General features: G+C 42.9%; 16 protein-coding genes and 1 pseudogene. 9 read left to right on the top strand and 8 right to left on the bottom strand.

Going from position 1 to position 18,087, the window contains the following annotated elements; translation table 11 throughout:
* Window positions 1-922 (bottom strand): hypothetical protein (locus NWP17_RS12255; RefSeq protein ID WP_280655188.1); only part of this gene is annotated, 922 nt, incomplete at its 3' end.
* Between the two features lie 435 nt (window positions 923-1,357).
* Between NWP17_RS12255 and NWP17_RS12250 the strand changes: the two genes are divergently transcribed.
* The 3 genes from NWP17_RS12250 to NWP17_RS12240 all read left to right on the top strand — a co-directional run bounded on the left by NWP17_RS12250 (window position 1,358) and on the right by NWP17_RS12240 (window position 4,959).
* On the top strand, window positions 1,358-1,960 hold the full coding sequence (locus tag NWP17_RS12250; RefSeq protein WP_280655187.1) for a biotin transporter BioY: 603 nt from the start codon (window positions 1,358-1,360) through the stop codon (window positions 1,958-1,960).
* A 71-nt stretch (window positions 1,961-2,031) separates the two neighbouring features.
* Window positions 2,032-2,508 carry a signal peptidase II gene (lspA, locus tag NWP17_RS12245; protein WP_280655190.1) on the top strand — a complete coding sequence of 159 codons (477 nt, stop codon included), beginning with the start codon at window positions 2,032-2,034 and terminating at the stop codon, window positions 2,506-2,508.
* 180 nt (window positions 2,509-2,688) lie between these two features.
* A complete protein-coding gene (locus NWP17_RS12240) occupies window positions 2,689-4,959 on the top strand; it encodes a transglycosylase domain-containing protein (protein ID WP_280655186.1) in 2,271 nt (756 codons plus the stop codon).
* Window positions 4,960-5,001: 42 nt separating this feature from the next.
* Here the strand turns inward: NWP17_RS12240 and NWP17_RS12235 are convergent.
* Together NWP17_RS12235 and NWP17_RS12230 are read right to left on the bottom strand one after the other, a co-directional pair.
* Window positions 5,002-6,087 (bottom strand): annotated as a pseudogene (locus NWP17_RS12235) (DUF4335 domain-containing protein); the annotation flags it as partial.
* Entirely contained in the window at window positions 6,084-6,710 is a 627-nt protein-coding gene (locus NWP17_RS12230) for a DUF3038 domain-containing protein (protein ID WP_280655185.1), read from the bottom strand. The pseudogene NWP17_RS12235 and the gene NWP17_RS12230, both read right to left, overlap by 4 nt.
* Window positions 6,711-7,085: 375 nt before the next feature.
* On the opposite strand from NWP17_RS12230, the gene NWP17_RS12225 reads away from it, so the two are divergent.
* Both NWP17_RS12225 and NWP17_RS12220 read left to right on the top strand, forming a co-directional pair.
* Entirely contained in the window at window positions 7,086-7,604 is a 519-nt protein-coding gene (locus tag NWP17_RS12225; protein WP_280655184.1) for an adenine phosphoribosyltransferase, read from the top strand.
* Window positions 7,605-7,637: 33 nt separating this feature from the next.
* The gene (locus NWP17_RS12220; protein ID WP_280655183.1) at window positions 7,638-8,678 is read left to right on the top strand and encodes an ABC transporter permease; all 1,041 of its coding nucleotides are present in this window, start codon (window positions 7,638-7,640) and stop codon (window positions 8,676-8,678) included.
* A 24-nt stretch (window positions 8,679-8,702) separates the two neighbouring features.
* On the opposite strand, the gene NWP17_RS12215 is transcribed toward NWP17_RS12220, so the two are convergent.
* From NWP17_RS12215 to purL, 3 genes are all read right to left on the bottom strand, one after another.
* Window positions 8,703-9,710 carry a class I SAM-dependent methyltransferase gene (locus tag NWP17_RS12215; RefSeq protein WP_280655182.1) on the bottom strand — a complete coding sequence of 336 codons (1,008 nt, stop codon included), beginning with the start codon at window positions 9,708-9,710 and terminating at the stop codon, window positions 8,703-8,705.
* 115 nt (window positions 9,711-9,825) lie between these two features.
* Entirely contained in the window at window positions 9,826-11,322 is a 1,497-nt protein-coding gene (purF, locus tag NWP17_RS12210; RefSeq protein ID WP_280655181.1) for an amidophosphoribosyltransferase, read from the bottom strand.
* 126 nt (window positions 11,323-11,448) lie between these two features.
* Entirely contained in the window at window positions 11,449-13,845 is a 2,397-nt protein-coding gene (gene purL, locus NWP17_RS12205) for a phosphoribosylformylglycinamidine synthase subunit PurL (RefSeq protein WP_280655180.1), read from the bottom strand.
* Between purL and NWP17_RS12200 the strand changes: the two genes are divergently transcribed.
* Window positions 13,844-14,008, top strand: coding sequence for a hypothetical protein (locus tag NWP17_RS12200; protein WP_280655179.1), 165 nt, complete (start codon window positions 13,844-13,846; stop codon window positions 14,006-14,008). The genes purL and NWP17_RS12200 overlap by 2 nt on opposite strands.
* Window positions 14,009-14,076: 68 nt before the next feature.
* On the opposite strand, the gene NWP17_RS12195 is transcribed toward NWP17_RS12200, so the two are convergent.
* Window positions 14,077-14,562 (bottom strand): allophycocyanin subunit alpha-B, encoded by a 486-nt coding sequence (locus NWP17_RS12195; protein ID WP_280655178.1) that lies wholly within the window; start codon window positions 14,560-14,562, stop codon window positions 14,077-14,079.
* Window positions 14,563-14,858: 296 nt separating this feature from the next.
* Between NWP17_RS12195 and rlmD the strand changes: the two genes are divergently transcribed.
* Complete coding sequence (gene rlmD / locus NWP17_RS12190) at window positions 14,859-16,217, top strand: 23S rRNA (uracil(1939)-C(5))-methyltransferase RlmD (protein ID WP_280655177.1); 1,359 nt, start codon at window positions 14,859-14,861, stop codon at window positions 16,215-16,217.
* 414 nt (window positions 16,218-16,631) lie between these two features.
* Window positions 16,632-17,081: an ATP-binding protein gene (locus NWP17_RS12185; protein ID WP_280655176.1), complete on the top strand. Its 450-nt coding sequence runs from the start codon at window positions 16,632-16,634 to the stop codon at window positions 17,079-17,081.
* 225 nt (window positions 17,082-17,306) lie between these two features.
* Here the strand turns inward: NWP17_RS12185 and NWP17_RS12180 are convergent, their stop codons facing one another.
* Entirely contained in the window at window positions 17,307-17,606 is a 300-nt protein-coding gene (locus tag NWP17_RS12180) for a DUF6439 family protein (protein ID WP_280655175.1), read from the bottom strand.
* Between the two features lie 73 nt (window positions 17,607-17,679).
* On the opposite strand from NWP17_RS12180, the gene NWP17_RS12175 reads away from it, so the two are divergent.
* On the top strand, window positions 17,680-18,042 hold the full coding sequence (locus tag NWP17_RS12175; RefSeq protein ID WP_280655174.1) for a sll0565 family protein: 363 nt from the start codon (window positions 17,680-17,682) through the stop codon (window positions 18,040-18,042).
* Window positions 18,043-18,087: the final 45 nt, after the last annotated feature.

The following is an 18,087-nucleotide window of genomic DNA, read 5'->3' as shown; positions in this document are numbered from 1 at the left end:
AGTCACCACCGCCAAAGCCGCCGCCGCCACAGCTAGGCATACCACCACTTGAGGAGTCACCACTACCAAAGCCACCGCCGCCAAAGCTAGGCATACCCCCACTTGAGGAGTCACCACTGCCAAAGCCACCGCCGCCAAAGCTAGGCATACCCCCACTTGAGGAGTCACCACTGCCAAAGCCACCGCCGCCAAAGCTAGGCATACCCCCACCAGTTAACGAGTCACCGCTTGAGGAATCAGCGCCCCCCATGCCCCCACCAGTAGAGCCGGAGTCAATGTCAATACCAGCCCAAGGGTTGACACCACCAGTCAAGGGGTTACCTTCAGCCATGGGGTCGCCAAAGCTAGCAAAAGGATCAGTATCTAGAATGCCGCCATCAGCAAACAGACTGGTATCAACACTAGAATCAGAGTCTCCAAAACCAGTGGCAAAGGAATTAATTAAGCTTTCCGGGGTTATACCATCAATTTCTAGTAAAGGCGCAAAAGGTGACTGTTGAAGTAAATCCATCGTCTCATCATTGTTAGTAGTGGTGTTTTCACCACCATCAACAGAAGATTCATCTTCACCGGGGCTAGGTACACCGCCACCAGTAGATGCGAAGTAAATCTCAAGATCAGCCCAAGGGTTGACACCACCAGTCAAGGGGTTACCTTCAGCCGTGGGGTTGCCAAAGTCAGCAAAGGGATCAGTACCGAGAACGCCACCATCAGCAAACAGATTGGCATCAACACTAGAATCCGAATCTCCAAAAGCAGTGGCAAAGGAATTAATCAAGGTTTCTGGGGTGACACCATCAATTTCTAGCAGGGGGGCAAAAGGTGACTGTTGCAGCAAATCCATCATTTGATCATTATTAGTGGTGGTGTTGTCGTCACCATTATTAATCAAATCTTCTGTCAAAATCATGGAATCTTCCATTATAAAAATCCTCAATTTTTCTCGATTAAACCGATTAAAACTTCCTAGTAACCTCAATTTATATATATTTGTGTTGCCCTATGGCTAATGAGACTTGATAATCTTGGCAACACACAGAAAATATGTTAATTGCGGTTGTTAATATATAGATTAGTTAATTTTTAATTGCTTCACAATGAAAAATATTTTGTTGAGTTTGTAAATATTTAGCTAACTTTTTCTATAGTTTTTAACCAATTAAACCAATGCAAAATCCAAAATCTAAAATTAAAAGGGTACACAAGAAACTAAAAATATGATTCACTTGTCATAATGAAAAATCACTATTAATTAAGTATGAATGTCAATAATTAGTATAAAATAACCTTAAATATAGTGCGCAAGGTACGGAAAATAGTTTTTTAAAAGATTAATTTGAGCATTTGTGTAAGTAAAATGGCTGGAAGTGTGGAAAATGTAGGAACAATTCAATTACTTTGGTCTATGGTTGGTTTGCTGCTGACAATGGGCGGTACTTTCCTAGAAGCTTATGGTATTGCTTTACCTTGGAATTGGGGTAAGCAAGGAATCCAGATTTTTTCTCTAGGTGTCACCTGTCAAGTTGGAGCAGTGCTGTTAGTGGGTTGTTTAGGAGGGAAAAATGCGGGCGCACTATCGCAAATCGCCTATTTAGTCATGGGTTTAACCTTACTACCAGTATTTGCAGATGGAGGCGGTCTTGGTTATGTTAAGCTATCTCAGTTTGGCTATCTGTTAGGCTTTATTCCGGGAGCGTGGATTTGTGGATTTTTGGCCTTTAAAGCTAGACCTAGGTTAGAAACTCTGGCTTTTAGTTGTTTTACTGGCTTGTTAACTGTCCACTTCTGCGGTATTACTTATTTGATTATCAGTTATATTTTTCAATGGCAAGGCCGCGAAGGTCTAGCCCTAATGCAAGCAATCCTCAAATACTCTTGGTTGGCACTACCTGGTCAATTAGCTATAGTATGTGCTGTTACTGTAATAGCATATGTGTTACGTCATTTAATGTTTTATTAGTTAGGCTTATGGCTAGGTGAATCTTGCTGACCGCACTAGCTGTAACTTCCCACTGTTTACCCCCTGGTTTCATGAGTGTAAAAAATCATCTCTTTTGGATTGTGGCTTTCGTCGGTTTTTTCTTGGATCAATTGACAAAATATTGGGTAGTGCAGACCTTTAGTTTGAGACAGACATTACCCATCATACCTGATGTATTTCATTTTACCTATGTCACTAATACTGGGGCAGCTTTTAGTCTATTCAGTGGAAAGGTAGAATGGTTAAGGTGGCTGTCGTTGGCTGTAAGTTTGGTGTTGATCGCCTTGGCCTGGCTTGGTCAAGAGTTAAATCGTTGGGATCAATTAGGTTACGGTTTGATTTTGGGTGGAGCAATGGGCAATGGTATTGATCGGTTCGTTTTAGGTTATGTGGTTGATTTCCTCGATTTTCGCTTGATTAATTTTGCTGTATTTAACCTGGCAGATTCATTTATTACAATTGGTATTGTTTGTCTGTTAATTGCTTCTTTACAAAAAACACCAAGTTCCAGTGAAAAGTCACGCTAATTATAATACATAATGATGTGAGGATTTTTTGTAGTCCATATGATATTAGTGTAAAAGTGAAACGCTGAGAATTAAGTACAGCTAATTTCTAGTTTGGCTGATGAGTAAAATAGTGGAAGATTCTGTCTTCAGAATGTTATCCGCTGGATTGTTTGCTAATAATTGTGATGTAAATAGCCGATGAGTTCCCCCCAACCCCCCCAGAAGCCACAAACTTTACTTGGTCAACTGACTCAAGCAGTACATACCATTCAAGCAAGGGTTGACTTTTCCAAGTTGGCGCTCAAGCCCAATGCCAAAGTACCAGAAATATGGGTGCAGGATGGGGGGGCGGACAAGGCGGAGGTCTATCCGTTGTTAGGCGATCGCTACATCCTAGGTCGTAGTTCCAAATCCTGTGACATAGTGGTGCGCAACCCAGTTGTCAGCCAAATTCATCTGTCACTGTCCAGGGATTCCACTCAACGCAGCCCTGTTTTTGTGATTAAAGATGAAAATTCCACCAACGGTATTTATCGCGGTAAACGCAGGATTAATACTTTAGAACTCCGTCATGGTGATATTTTCACGTTAGGACCACCAGAACTGGCCGCTTCAGTGCGCCTGCAATATGTCGATCCACCCCCATTCCATGTCAAAGTAACAACTTGGAGTGCTTACGGTATTGGTGGTATCAGTGCCTTGTTAGCTTTAGTTATAGGTGTGGAATGGCTCCAATTTTCCGTCCGACCTCTACCCACAGCCACCAGAGCGCCCATCGTGATTTATGCTCGTGATGGTTCCACTCCCCTGCGTCAGCCCCGCAGTACCTCCCATGTGGATATGAAGCGTTTGGAGGACTTCGGCCCATATTTACCCGCAGCCGTGGTGGCTTCGGAAGATAGTCGTTACAATTGGCACTTTGGTGTTGATCCCTTGGGAATTTTGCGAGCGGTGCTGATTAATACTCGCAGTGGAGATGTGCAGCAGGGAGCCAGCACCGTTACTCAACAAGTAGCCCGGAGTTTATTCCGTGACTATGTGGGCGCTCAGGACTCTTTGGGGCGCAAAGTGCGGGAAGTTGTTGTCTCCTTGAAGCTGGAAACTTTTTACAGCAAAGATGACATTTTACTCACCTACTTAAACAGAGTATTCTTGGGGGTAGACACATCCGGTTTTGAGGATGCGGCTCGCTATTATTTTGAGAAATCAGCTAAAGAATTAACTCTGTCAGAAGCAGCCACACTAGTGGGAATTTTACCTGCTCCCAACGCTTTCAACTTTTGCGGAGATAGTCCTAATAAACTTCAAGCCGTAGAATATCGGAATCGGGTAATTAGGCGAATGTTAGACCTGGGGAAAATCTCCCCACAGGAAGCCAATCGCGCCAGGCGATCGCCAATTCAAATTAGCCCCAAAGTTTGCGAACAGCAAGCGAGTACTATTGCTCCTTACTTTTACAACTATGTATTTCAGGAACTAGAATCAATTTTGGGAGTGGGATCTGCCAGAGAAGGTAACTATATAATAGAAACCAAACTTGATCCCCTCATCCAAGCCCAAGCAGAAACAGCATTGCGTAATTCAGTTAACAACGCGGGATCAATTTTTCGCTTTTCTCAGGGAGCGATCGTAACCCTAGACACTAAAACCGGTAGTATTTTGTCTATGGTGGGGGGGACAGATTTTAGAAAAAGCCAATTTAATCGTGCTGTCCAAGCCCAAAGACAACCAGGTTCCACCTTTAAAGTTTTTGCCTTTGCAGCCGCCCTGGAAAAAAAAATACCAGCTTCTAAAACCTATTCCTGCGCAGCCCTCCCTTGGCAAGGTTTTACCTACAAACCCTGTAGAACTGGTGCAGGAAACGTATTAAATATGACTACTGGTTTTGCCCTATCGGAAAATCCTATTGCTTTGCGAATAGCGAGAGAAGTAGGGTTAAATAGAGTCGTATCCACAGCCCAACGTTTAGGAGTCAAGTCATCACTTGAAGCGGTTCCCGGATTAGTATTGGGTCAAAGTGTGGTCAATGTTTTAGAAATGACTGGGGCTTTCGGGGCTATTACTAATGGTGGTGTATGGAATCCACCCCATGCCATTAGCCGCATCCTCGACAGTAGTGATTGTGAAGATCGTAATGACTTAACCACTTGCCGTGTAGTTTATTCCTTTGACGAAGATCCACGTGCTAACCAGCCCGCATTAGACAAAAGAATAGCGGCGGAACTCACCCGGATGATGCGCCAGGCTGTGACTAACGGTACTGGTCGCGCCGCATCTATTGGACTAGGAGAAGGTGGTAAAACCGGCACCACTGATAAAAACGTGGATCTATGGTTTATTGGCTCAATCCCTAGTCGTCAGCTAGTCACTGGTATTTGGCTAGGTAATGACAATAACTCCCCCACATCCGGCAGCAGTGGCCAAGCAGCACAACTGTGGGGCAATTACATGAGGCAAATTGTTAGATAAAACAAGGGAACAGGGAACGGAAACTGTCCAGCCATGAGGTTAAGGGAGAGGTCTGTATCCCCACCAAGGGCTAACTTGCAGGATAGCTTGCTTCGTAAAAACTACTCTAAATTGGGCTATAGGTTCATTGCCGATGGGAGAAGGATTAACAGGAAGATAAAGCAGTTTAGGGAGAGGAGTTAATTCTATGCCTTGATTTGCTCCTTGATTCACCGCTTTATAACCAACGATCGCCCCATCAGCAGTTACACCCACACGATAGACTAAATCTTCTGTTAACTCTGAGCGAGTATTCCAACCCCTATTGATTTGGTCATAAAGTTTGCCATTGAGAACACGTAATTGGGAGGGATTACTAATCTCTGTAGTTTTACTTAACAGTGCCTCTAAATCCGCCACTGTAGGGGGGGTCTCTGGTGTGGGAGTCGGCACATTTACAGGTGGTGGTGTTGTTGCCTTGGGTGTAGGAGAATTGCTTTGAGGTGTGGTAGAACTGGTTTTTTCCTCTACCTTTGGTTCTGGGGGGCGCAACTCTGGGGCGGGAATTAAGCTAAAAGCCATAGCCGCAACTGCTAAACTAGCAACTCCTATACCTGCTGGTACTGCTTCCTTACGGATCAGTTGATTAGCACCACCATAACCTCTAGCCACAGGACGTAATTCTAGGGATAACTCCGGTAAAGTTTGGCTGTCAGCAAAAAACTGATCCACAGCCTCCACCAAATCAAATAACTGCACCGTGTTCAAATCCAGTTGAATAGCCAGTTTCTTATGGTCAGGCTGAGAATCAAAGCCATCTGGGGTGATTTCCGAATGCACAATTAACCTATGGCGGTTACTGGCAATTTTTTGGAATTCCACCAATTCAGAATCTTGACTGTGGGCTTGGGGATTAGACACATTGCTCAAAAATTCTTGAGCATAGCCACTCACCGCCCTAACCAAACTTTCAAAAAATTCTCGTCCCCCCACCAAGGGCTGATTATGGCCAGATATATGGCATTCTGCATTTACCAATATTGATAATTCTGGACGCACCTCTGGGTAATGTGCTGTTTTCCCAGCATCACTTAAACCCTCTAACAGCAGCGTACAATTAGGTAGACTGTACTTACGTTGGATATTCATTCTACTTCACCGTCAAAAAGACTAATCCAGAATCGCTGCATTCCAGCTGTACCAGTACAAAATAGTAATTGTCCTAACAAATTCATTGCTAACTCATCTAATTTTTCATCAGAACTCAAGGACATCACACCAGAACGTTTAGCATTCATCCTACTTTTGAAATGTACTCTAAATCGCTCCAGATAATTAGATAGGCGCAAATTTTGTGCCAAGGGGATCTGCTTTTCACTCATTTGCTGATAAGTCATCAGCATTTGGCGAATAACCACAGTTAAGCGCCTGGCTATGTAGCTGGCAATTACCACTAAAGCTTTTGCCTCTATGATGGTTAAGGGACGGCGAATATGTGCTTTCCGCATGGGGTTGGAACTCCGCATCTGCCATAAATTTACCCGGTGTTTAATAATTCCCTTCAGTTCCAACTCGTCAGCAAAAGCCAAAATAGCTTCAGAGCTACCCAATTCTAAAGCTTCAATCGCCAGTAGAATCAAATCAACTTGCAGCCGGGTTCTAGCAGGACAACCCTCTGCGGTGATGGCAGGGTCTGGTAAAGTATCCAGAATCATCGGCAATGATGGGTATGTAGGACTTTTCAATGGCGTTAAGCTGGCTGAGACGTTCATTCTATAAAATACCTTGTGCAGTTTTAACAGACTCAATAAAATTAGTACAACTAATTTAAGGTCAGTGGATCAACAAGAACATGAGACTTATGGCAATAGGAATACTACCTGACATATATTAATTACTTATTCTACTTAAATCATTGTCTATACTGAAGTTCCAGTTTTCAAAGCATTTCTTTACCTTCCTGTGTTGATTGCAAAATTCCCAGCGTATGACATTATATTGTAAAATTTTCGAGGCATCGGGAATCAGGTACTAAGTACTAAACTATTACCCACTTAATTTGTATAACAGTTGATTGGACTTAGCTGCACAACAGCTTATAATCATCCTTCCTGACTTCCTCATCCCCACTACCTTATACTGATATTATGGATTTAAAGTCTCTAATTCGCGACATCCCAGATTTTCCTAAACCCGGAATTTTATTTCGGGATATAACTACTTTATTGCGTGATCCAGAAGGATTGCGTTATACTATTGACTTTTTCACCCAAAAATGTATTGATTCAGGATTACAGGCTGATTATGTTGTGGGTATGGAGTCCCGAGGGTTTATTTTTGGACCTCCTTTAGCTTACAAATTAGGAGCGGGTTTTATTCCCGTCCGAAAACCAGGAAAGTTACCAGCAGCAGTTTACTCAATTGAATATGAATTAGAGTATGGTACAGACTGTTTGGAAATGCATCAAGACGCTCTGCATCCAGATAGCCGAGTTTTAATTGTGGATGATTTGATTGCCACGGGTGGTACAGCCAAGGCCACGGCTAAGTTAGTCCAGAAGATTGGCTGCCAACTAGTGGGATTTGGTTTTATTATCGAGCTACGGGAATTACAAGGACGTAAACATTTACCAGATGTGCCGATTATTTCCCTGATTGAATATTAATCAGGGGTGCTGTGTTCCATTGACTAAATTGCTATGAATTATACAAAAATTTCCTGGGAGACAAGCGGGGATTGGCTACTAAGAATAGTCAAAAACGAAACATTTATTTATGTAATTAGACGGTTCTTACAAGCCTTGTTAACCTTGTTATTGGCAACGGCGCTGTCATTTTTGATCATGAAATTATCACCTGGGGATTATGTAGATACCCTGCGGCAAAACCCGACAATTTCTCCAGAACGAATTGAGGAATTGCGCCAACAGTTTGGTTTGGATAAATCTTGGCCAGAACAATTTGGACTATGGTTATGGCGCATCTTCACAGCAGGAGACTTTGGCACAAGTTTTGTTTACCAGCGCTCAGTAGGTTCTTTGTTGTGGGAGAGGATACCAGCTACCTTACTTTTAGCCATCGCATCTTTATTTTGCACCTGGGCGATCGCCATTCCCTTGGGAATTATCGCGGCTGTCAAACAAAATCAAGCCACAGACCGCATTTTACAAGTGATTAGCTACACCGGACAGGGATTTCCCAGTTTCATCACCGCCTTATTTCTGCTCATATTTGCTCAAGTCACCTCACCTTTATTCCCGGTGGGTGGTATGACTAGCATCGATCATGCTCAATTATCCTGGTTTGGTAAAATCCTGGATATTGGCTGGCACATGATTTTACCCACCATCGCCTTAAGTATCACTAGCTTTGCTGGTTTGCAAAGAATCACTCGCGGTGAATTATTAGATGTTCTGCGTCAAGATTACATCCAAACCGCCCGCGCCAAGGGACTACCAGAAAATCGAGTGATTTACGTTCACGCTCTCCGTAATGCCATCAACCCCTTAATTACTTTGTTGGGCTTTGAATTAGCCAGTTTATTAGGAGGAGCATTCATTGCGGAACAATTCTTTAACTGGCCGGGTTTAGGGAGATTGACTTTGCAAGCGGTGATGGCAAAAGATCAATATTTAGTCATGGCTAGCCTGGTCATGAGTGCCCTATTGCTGAATTTAGGCAATTTGATGGCAGACCTACTGTTGAGGGTAGCCGACCCCAGGATTCGTTTAGAATCTTAATTGACTGGGGATGGCTGAAATTTATCAAGGGCGCTTTAAGATTAATTTATAATACCCGAAAGCCTCTCCTTTAGGGCTAACAGTCAAGGGCATTAAAAGACCAGCAATGGAATTTCTCACCAAATATTTAGGCAAAAGATAAGCCAGTATTTTTGCCTTCCAAGACAAGGAAAAAAGTTTAAGCGACAACTTTTGTAATTTTAATAAAGTAGGCTGAATTGCCCAAGAAACATCTTCCATTACTTCAACTTCAAAGCCAATAGACTTTGCGATCGCATTCCAACTATCAATTTCTGAAAATCCATGACGCACTGCCATAGAAACTTCAACCAGTTGAGTTGCAGTTTGCAGCAACTTAGGAACTTGTTCCCACTTAATTTTCCGATATCCATCAAATACAATTAATTTTCCCCCTGGTCGCAGCACACGAAAAATTTGTTGTAGTGGTATGTCATCAGCAGATCCGTGACATAAACATTCAAAGGCAAAAACAATATCAAAAGATTTATCTAAAAAATTTAATTGATTAAAATCACCTTCTTTAAAAGATAGGTTTGAAAATTTATTTGCTTGGCGACGTGCTATTTTAATATGTGCTGAAGTTAAATCAATTCCAGTAAAATTAACTTGTGGATACTGCTCTGCTAAAAAACAACTATTAAATCCCTTGCCGCATCCTAATTCTAAAACATTCTGAGCATCAAGTTCACTAATTTGTTCAGCAACTACTCGCGGTTGAGCATAATAACCATCTGGATCAAATATGCCATCGGGATTCAATGCCATATGGATGGCATCTTGTCCAGAGTGATAGATTTGATAACCCCATTCACTTTGGCTATAGTAGGATATAGTAAAATCAGAATTAAATTCCCTTAACACAGCCTCGCAACCGAACAGCCAATCAATTTTAGCGATGGCATCTGCTAAAGTTAGTTCACTGGACAGGGTGTTATAGTCAATTTCCGCACCCCCAGTAAGTAGTTTAATAATAATATTTTTAAAATTTCTCAACAAGTTATTTCCCACCATAGAGAGAATTTTACCGTAATTTGGTCAGGAAACAGGCAACAGAGTTTTGAGCATTTCTCAAGTCCTATTATTCAATTGACTAATCCAAAATCCAAAATCCAAAATCCAAAATTGATTAAACTGCAACCTTTTCTAAAATCAACTTAGAACGCTTTACTTGCTCAGGAATAGTCACAGGATAATCCCCAGTAAAACAAGCTGAACAGAAACTATTGGTATCTTCCCTAGTTGCTTCTAGCATTCCTTTCCTACTGAGATAAGCAAGACTATCGACTCCCAACTGTTCGGCAATTTCTGTTACCGACTTGGTAGCAGCAATTAGTTGATCCTGGTTATCAGTGTCAATACCGTAAAAACAAGGATGTGTGACTGGTGGAGAAGAAATTCGCATATGCACCTCTATTACACCAGCTTCACGTAAAGTTTTAACTAGTTTCCTGCTGGTTGTACCCCGGACAATGGAGTCATCCACAATAATTACTCGTTTACCAGCCAATACATCTTTAAGGGGGTTGAGTTTCATGCGAATTCCTGACTCCCGCATAGATTGTGTAGGCTGAATAAAAGTTCTTCCCACATAGCGATTTTTAATCAATCCTTCAGCGTATGGTATACCAGAGGATTGGGCAAAGCCAATGGCCGCAGGGATACCAGAATCAGGAACACCAAAGACAATATCAGCATCTACAGCCGATTCTGCCGCTATTTGTTTCCCTAACCTCATGCGATAGCTATACAAACTTTCGTTGTGCATGATGCTATCAGGACGGGCAAAATAAATCATCTCAAAGATACATAACTTGCGCTGAGGTTTTTGACTCCAATGGTAGGAAGCTAGACCTTCTTCAGTAATCCAAACTAACTCCCCTGGTTCCACATCTCGTAAGTATTCAGCCCCAATAATATCTAAACCACAAGTTTCCGAAGCCAAAACATAACGGACTGGATTACCAGGTAAAGTACCAATCACCAAAGGACGAATACCATTAGGGTCACGAACACCCATTACACCAACTGAAGTACCAATCACTAAACTAAAAGCACCTTGGCAACGGTGAAACGCCTTACTTGCACCTTCTAGCCAATCTGCACCTGCATTAACAGCTTCAGCAATGACCAAAGCAATTAATTCTGAGTCCGTTGTTGTGGCTAAACTAACTTTAGTTTCGACTAACTCTTCTCGCAGTTGTACAGTATTGACTAAATTACCATTATGTGCTAGAGCTAATGACCCTAGCCGTGTTGGGATCACAGCAGGCTGGGCGTTATCTTTGCGACTGGAACCAGTAGTGGAATAACGAGTATGACCAATAGCCAGGTTTCCGGGTAACTGAGTTAAGACCGATTCATTAAAGACTTGAGATACTAAGCCCATGTCTTTGTGCAGGTGTACTTTTTCATCCTCAAAAGTTGCAATTCCAGCTGATTCTTGACCCCTATGTTGCAAGGCATACAATCCAAAATAAGTCATTTTAGCCACATCTTGTTCTGGTGCATAAATGCCAAAAACACCACAAGCTTCTTCTGGTTTGTCAAGCCGATGGTCATGACTAATGGGGTCTGTCGCCTGGTTGGGGTATTCATCCGCAGTAACGGAATGGGTGGGAATCATTAGCTATTGCTCCTGGTTTGGGTGTCAAGTCAGAATATTCTGTAATCAATGACGACTGAAATTATGTCGCTGGATAGTTGGCAAATCCTTAAGGAATATTTAACCATTTATCTATTAAAACATTAGTTAATTATCCGGGGATGGGGGATTGGCAAAATTAAGACGGCGGGCGATCGCATGGAAATAGCGTGCTTGCATTTCCTCCATAGTAACTTTGATTAAAGTTTGGTTATCAGTAGTTAACACTTTCAATTCTGCTTCAGAATTACCCAAATTACCCACTGTACCCAGTATTTGCCAATTTTGCTCCAGATGGGTCTGTAAATAAGACTCCCAGTTTTTTTGTTGGGCTAATGCGACAGAAACTAAAATTCTTGCTCCACCTTCCCCAAACAGCACTTGATCTAGACGTTTTAACTGAGTTGGTGAGACTTCCACCTTAATTTCCGCCCCTAAATTACCAGCCAGGCAAGATTCAGCCAAAGCAACAGCCACTCCACCCTCAGCACAATCATGGGCTGAACGTATCCAACCAGCCCGAATACCTTCCCGGCAAACTTGCTGCACACGACGTTCTAAATCAAAATCTATCCTTGGCGGCTTGCCGGCTACGGTGTTGTGGATAGTGGCTAAATACTCAGATGCACCCAAACTAACCAAACCAACAGAGGATGTCAGAGACAATCCCAAAAGATAAATTAGATCACCAGATGTTTGCCAACCTTGACCGCAAATTTTGGTTAATTCGGGAATCAAACCCACCATACCCACCACAGGAGTGGGATAAATTGGTTGTAATAATCCTTGGGAATCGTAAGTTTCGTTGTACAGAGACACATTGCCCCCTGTCACTGGTGTAGCCAACTCTTGGCAACCTTCCGCCAGCCCCCGACAAGCTTCCGCCAATTGCCAGTAACCAATGGGTTTTTCTGGACTGCCAAAATTGAGATTATCTGTCACCGCCAGAGGTTCAGCACCCACACAGCTGAGATTACGGGCAGCTTCTGCCACTACCGCCTTAGCTCCCTCATAGGGATCAAGGTAAACATAACGAGAATTACAGTCTACAGTGGCCGCCACCCCTGATGTAAAACTGGCAGCTTTGAATTCTTGATTCTTGATTTTTTCCAGAGGACGTAAGCGCACCACTGCCGCATCTGCACCTCCGGGCAAAATCACAGTGTTGTTTTGCACTTGATGATCATACTGACGATACACCCAACTTTTAGAAGCGATGGTGGGGGTATCCAGCAAAGTTAACAGAATATCATGCCAAGATTGCAGTTTTCCTTCAATTTCAATCCCAGCAGTTGTGCTAGGGGGTAAAGAATCGGGTGACCATTGCCAAGCCTGGGTAGCGTATTCTGGGGGATTTGTCAATAATTCCCGATAGTAAAGAGGGGTATTTTCTGCCAACGCCGCAGCTGGGATTTCCGCGGCTACTTCACCCTGAAAGAAAATCCGCACAACCGGGTCAGCAATCACCCTACCCGCAACCACAGCATGAAGTCCCCAACGTTGAAAAATATCAATTAACTCTTGTTCCCGCCCCTGATGGGCAACAAACAGCATTCTTTCTTGAGATTCTGAAAGCAGGTATTCATAGGGAACCATCTCCGTTTCCCGCACGGGAATCTGATCTAAATCTAATTCAATCCCCACACCACCTTTAGCCGCCATTTCTGATGTAGAACAGGTAATACCAGCAGCACCCATATCCTGGGCGGCCACAACAGCACCAGTTTTAAACGCTTCTAAACAAGCTTCAATTAAAGACTTTTCTAAAAACGGGTCGCCCACTTGCACTGCGGGACGGTTATCTAATGACTGATCAGTTAATTCCGCACTAGCGAAACTTGCCCCTCCCATCCCATCACGTCCAGTGGTAGAACCAACATATAATACCGGGTTGCCTATACCAGAAGCTCCAGATTTAACAATTTCTGGGGTTTCCATCAATCCCAGCGCCATTACATTCACCAACGGATTACCAGAATAAGCCCGATCAAAATAAACTTCACCACCCACTGTGGGAACACCAACACTATTACCATAGTGACTGATTCCAGCCACTACACCAGTGAATAGGCGTTGGGTTTTTGGATCATCTAAACAACCAAAACGCAAAGAATTTAATAACGCAATGGGACGCGCACCCATTGTAAAGATATCTCTGAGAATTCCTCCCACACCAGTGGCTGCTCCCTGGAAAGGTTCAACGGCTGAGGGGTGGTTATGAGACTCAATTTTAAATGCTAGTTGTAGTCCATCGCCCAGGTCCACCACCCCAGCATTTTCGCCAGGTCCAACTAAAATGCGCTGACCTGTGGTGGGAAACTGTTTTAATAAAGGTCGTGAATTTTTGTAACAGCAATGTTCCGACCACATCACCCCAAACATTCCTAGTTCTGCTTTGTTGGGATGTCGCCCTAAGCGTCTGACAATTTCTGTATATTCTTCTGGTTTTAAGCCGTTATCGGCGATTTCTTGGGGTGAAAAAGGACTAGAGGAGGTGGGGGTCATGGAGATAATGCACCAAGAGGACAACAAAATATTGTATCAATTTATTTACTCTATATGTGCGGGTATGGCCATTGTTTCCCTGAAAATTTCCCCACACTTGGTTAATAACCTGACAGATATTTTGCCACAGCTATTATCAAATGTGGGGAGGCGGTTGATGTGATTACATCAGGAATCTATTACAGGTAATTTTAATCATACCTGAGATACCTGGAAATAACATCGCTTTGATTAGGACATGGCTTGGATGATGTAATCAAAGTATGGTGCGGCTTCAGCTGCATCTTCAGCGCTGAGTAAGTCAAGGGAGGCTGTTTTTAAGACACTGATAGCTTCTACCATGCCTGGTACAGGAACACCCAGAGAATTGTACATTTCTCGCACACCGATTAAACCAATTTTTTCGATTGGATCTTTATCGCCGGCCAGTACGCCATAGGTAATTAGGCGCAAATACCAGCCAAAGTCACGGATACATAAGGAACGCTGGCGATCGCCATAAGCATTACCGCCCGGAGCGATAAAGTCAGGTCGTCTTTGCCACAGCTTTTTAGTTGCTTCTTGAACAATCTTTTTTTCGTTCTCTGCTAAAGTCGCAGCAATGCGTGTCCGTTGTACACCGCTTTGCAAAAAGTCTTTGATGCTTTTGAGTTCGCCACTGCTAGGATAACGCAGTTCGTCGTCGGCTTTGAGAATAACTTGGCTAATGACAGTCATAATTATACGCAACCACGCGAAATATTATTTGCTAGTTTAACGAGTCTGAGGCACACAAAGAAAGGAAAATTTTGACATACTCACCGTCCTAGAAGGTCGGTTATTCTTGACGGTTCACCGCAATTCGCCACGAAGGTAGTCTTACAGTCGCTCCCCGCCCGTTTAAAGTCATGCCCATGCCCCATGCCGACTACTTTTATGTTATAATACACCGAAAAGCCGTCATAGAAGAACGTGCTTCTTATCCCATTCTTGTGGTCCAGATGGAGTAAGTGGGAACCAATGACCAATGACCAATGACTAAACAACAAGGTGAGTTAATTGAAATTATTATCACTGACTTGAGTAATACTGGTGATGGTGTGGGACGTTTTCAGGAATTGGTGGTTTTCGTCCCCGATACTGTTCCAGGCGATCGCGCCTTAGTTCGCTTACTACACGTTAAAGCTAAATATGCCCATGCTAAAGTTCATCAGCTTTTACAACCATCTCCCCATCGGGTGCGACCAAGTTGTATTGTGGCTGACAAGTGTGGTGGTTGTCAGTGGCAACATATTAACTATGAATATCAGTTATTAGCTAAACATGATCAAGTCGTCCAAGCAATACAACGTATTGGCGGTTTTGTCAACCAAAAAGTAGATCCCGTATTGACCACGGCTGCACCTTTGGGCTATCGCAATAAAGCCACCTATCCCCTGGGAACTTCCTCCACAGGTCAAGTACAAGCTGGTTACTACCAAAAAGGTAGCCATCAATTAGTGAATTTAAATCAATGTCCGGTTCAAGACCTGAGATTAAATCCTTTACTGGCTGAAGTGAAGCAGGACATCCAACAGCGCGGTTGGCAAATCTACGATGAACAAAAACACCAAGGACTAATCCGCCATCTCAGTTTACGCATTGGTAGGCGCACTGGGGAAATGTTGTTGACTTTGGTAGTCAAGGACTGGAATTTACCAGGAATTGAACAGCAAGCCCAGCAATGGTTACAGCGCTATCCTCTGTTGGTGGGTGTGTGCTTAAATCGGAATAGCCATCGCACTAATGCTATTTTTGGGGGTCAAACTCGTTGTCTGGCTGGGGTTCCCTACCTACGGGAAAAATTCGCTGATTTAGAGTTTAAAGTCCGTCCAGATACTTTCTTCCAGGTTTATACAGAAACCGCAGAAGCACTATTACAGATTATTACATCAGAACTGAACCTGCAAGGACAGGAGTTGCTAGTTGATGCTTATTGTGGTATTGGTACTTTGACTTTACCTTTAGCAAAACAAGTCCGCCAAGCCATAGGACTAGAATTACAACCAGAAGCAGTACAGCAGGCAATTGTCAATGCTCAACACAATCAAATTAATAATGTCACCTTTCAAGTAGGAGCAGTGGAAAAGCTGCTACTTGAAATGGATATAATACCAGATGTGCTGTTACTTGATCCGCCTCGAAAAGGATGCGATCGCACTGTTATTGAGGCCTTATTGTCATCGAAACCTTCACGCATCGTTTACGTCAGTTGTAAAGTAGCCACTCTTGCCCGCGACTTAAAACTATTATGCCAAAATGGGCAATACACTATTGCACGGATACAACCTGCTGATTTCTTTCCTCAAACAGCCCATGTGGAAGTTGCCGCCTTTGTTGTGCTATCACATTGAGATACCACTACTTAATCTTTTACAAAAACTTAAATTTCTCATCTTAGCCTGAAAGTGCATACCAAGAATGCTAAAATCAAATTAAACCAATCATAAAAAACCTCAATGGTGACAAACATTAAAAACTGCATCAAGTTTTAACCACAATAACAAGATTGTGTAAAGCAAAAATCGGCATTTTCAGACCCTTTGATCAGTCTTGGCTAAAATATCCCACTTTTATATTTGCTAACATTAGCCGTTTTATGTATCAGCAATCTTATTTGATAAATAAACTCTATGCTCCATAGCATTTTCAAAACTTAGTATTTAAAGACGCTAGTTTGAAGGAAACACGATCACCTCAATTTTTATCAGGGTGCCTGTAACAGCAAACTGATGTCTAGCTAACTGAAAGCTACGGGGTTTCTAAGCGTGATTACTATTTCCCTCCGTCCACTGGGACGCTGTTGGGGTACGATTAGTTTCGCCTCAACTCTCTATCTATGTCCAATTTTAGACTTACTGTTGGCGGAAATTCCCCCCCAACTCCAAGCAGAATTACGGCTAGGACTCCAGGAAGCCTTAGTCAATGCCGCCAAACACGGCAACAACCTTGATCCCAGTAAAACTGTACTAGTACGGTTTTCTTTAATAGATAATCAATACTGGTGGATCATATCAGACCAAGGACAAGGTTTTATTCCGGCATCTGCCGACGATGAAGACCCCACCGATTATTTGCCCCCTGACGAGTCAGAAAATGGGCGTGGCTTGTGTCTTCTACATCAAATTTTTGATCAAGTACAGTGGAATCGCAAGGGTACAGAATTGAGGCTTTGTAAACAAATGGAAAATCGTCCCCGTCTGTCCTTAAGACGTTAGGGGACTACAATAAGCAATTTTGGATTTTGGATTCTTGATTATATACTATACCATATGCAATCAAATATTTGTTGTTTTACAACCAAGGCCAAGAAAAATTTTGAATTTGGGTTGTGGACGACAGGGTAATGCCAACTAAACCAACTCAGATCAAGCTCGGCAAATCAGTTATAATATGGACTAGCCAGGAGTGAACCCGGCAATGGTAATGAATCTGGCCTTAGTTCAGTTCACCTTGCTATCTTCGCTTTTATTCCCATGAGTGGGACAGGGAGGCGCGGAAATTGAGCGATCTAACCAACCAACAGCTTGTTGTAGTCTAATAATAGCTTCTTGTGGCTGATTTTGCAGGAGATATAAAACAGCAGCGGCAGCTTGCTCACTAGCCCGAGAATTGCGGTTAGATTTGAGGCGATGCCAATCATTAGGTGAGATACTTAGCCTCTCCATCAAAGCTTGGGCTAGTTGCACAGTGGTAAATTCATTAAGTTGACTGGTTTTAGGAAGCTGGGTAGGTTGAGACATGATCCCAAATGCTGAGTTAGCAGTTAAAATTTTCGGTATTGCCTAATATTTAATCATAGTTTACTACCTGAAAATGAATCCGCGTCAACAATCACAGCCATCAGAGGAAAGTCAAGAACCGGATTTTGACCAAGAACTAGAGGAACTAGAGCGATCGCTGGTCTACTTGAAAAAACGTTACAATCAGGTGCAAAGCGATGGACAGAAAAAGGCACAATGGCAACAGCGTCGCCAGGAATTACAACAAAATCAACACCAGACACCAGAAATCAAGGCGGAATTGCAGCAAATTAAACAGCAGTTGGAAGCTTTAGAAATTAATTTAGAAAGCCAGTTATTTTCCTGGCGTAGTCTGAAACAACCTTTCTGGCAAGCTGTCCGCTTTGGTGGATTGGGCGTTATCATAGGCTGGATCTTAAAGTCTTGTAGTGGGTGATATCATATCTTGCCTGTGGGCTGAAATTAAATGTTAATATTGCTT

Origin of the sequence: Chrysosporum bergii ANA360D (assembly GCF_029891735.1) — a bacterium.
Classification (GTDB): Bacteria; Cyanobacteriota; Cyanobacteriia; order Cyanobacteriales; family Nostocaceae; genus Umezakia; species Umezakia bergii.
The sequence above is the reverse complement of the archived record's forward strand: the minus strand, read 5'-3'. Positions and strand labels throughout refer to the sequence as shown.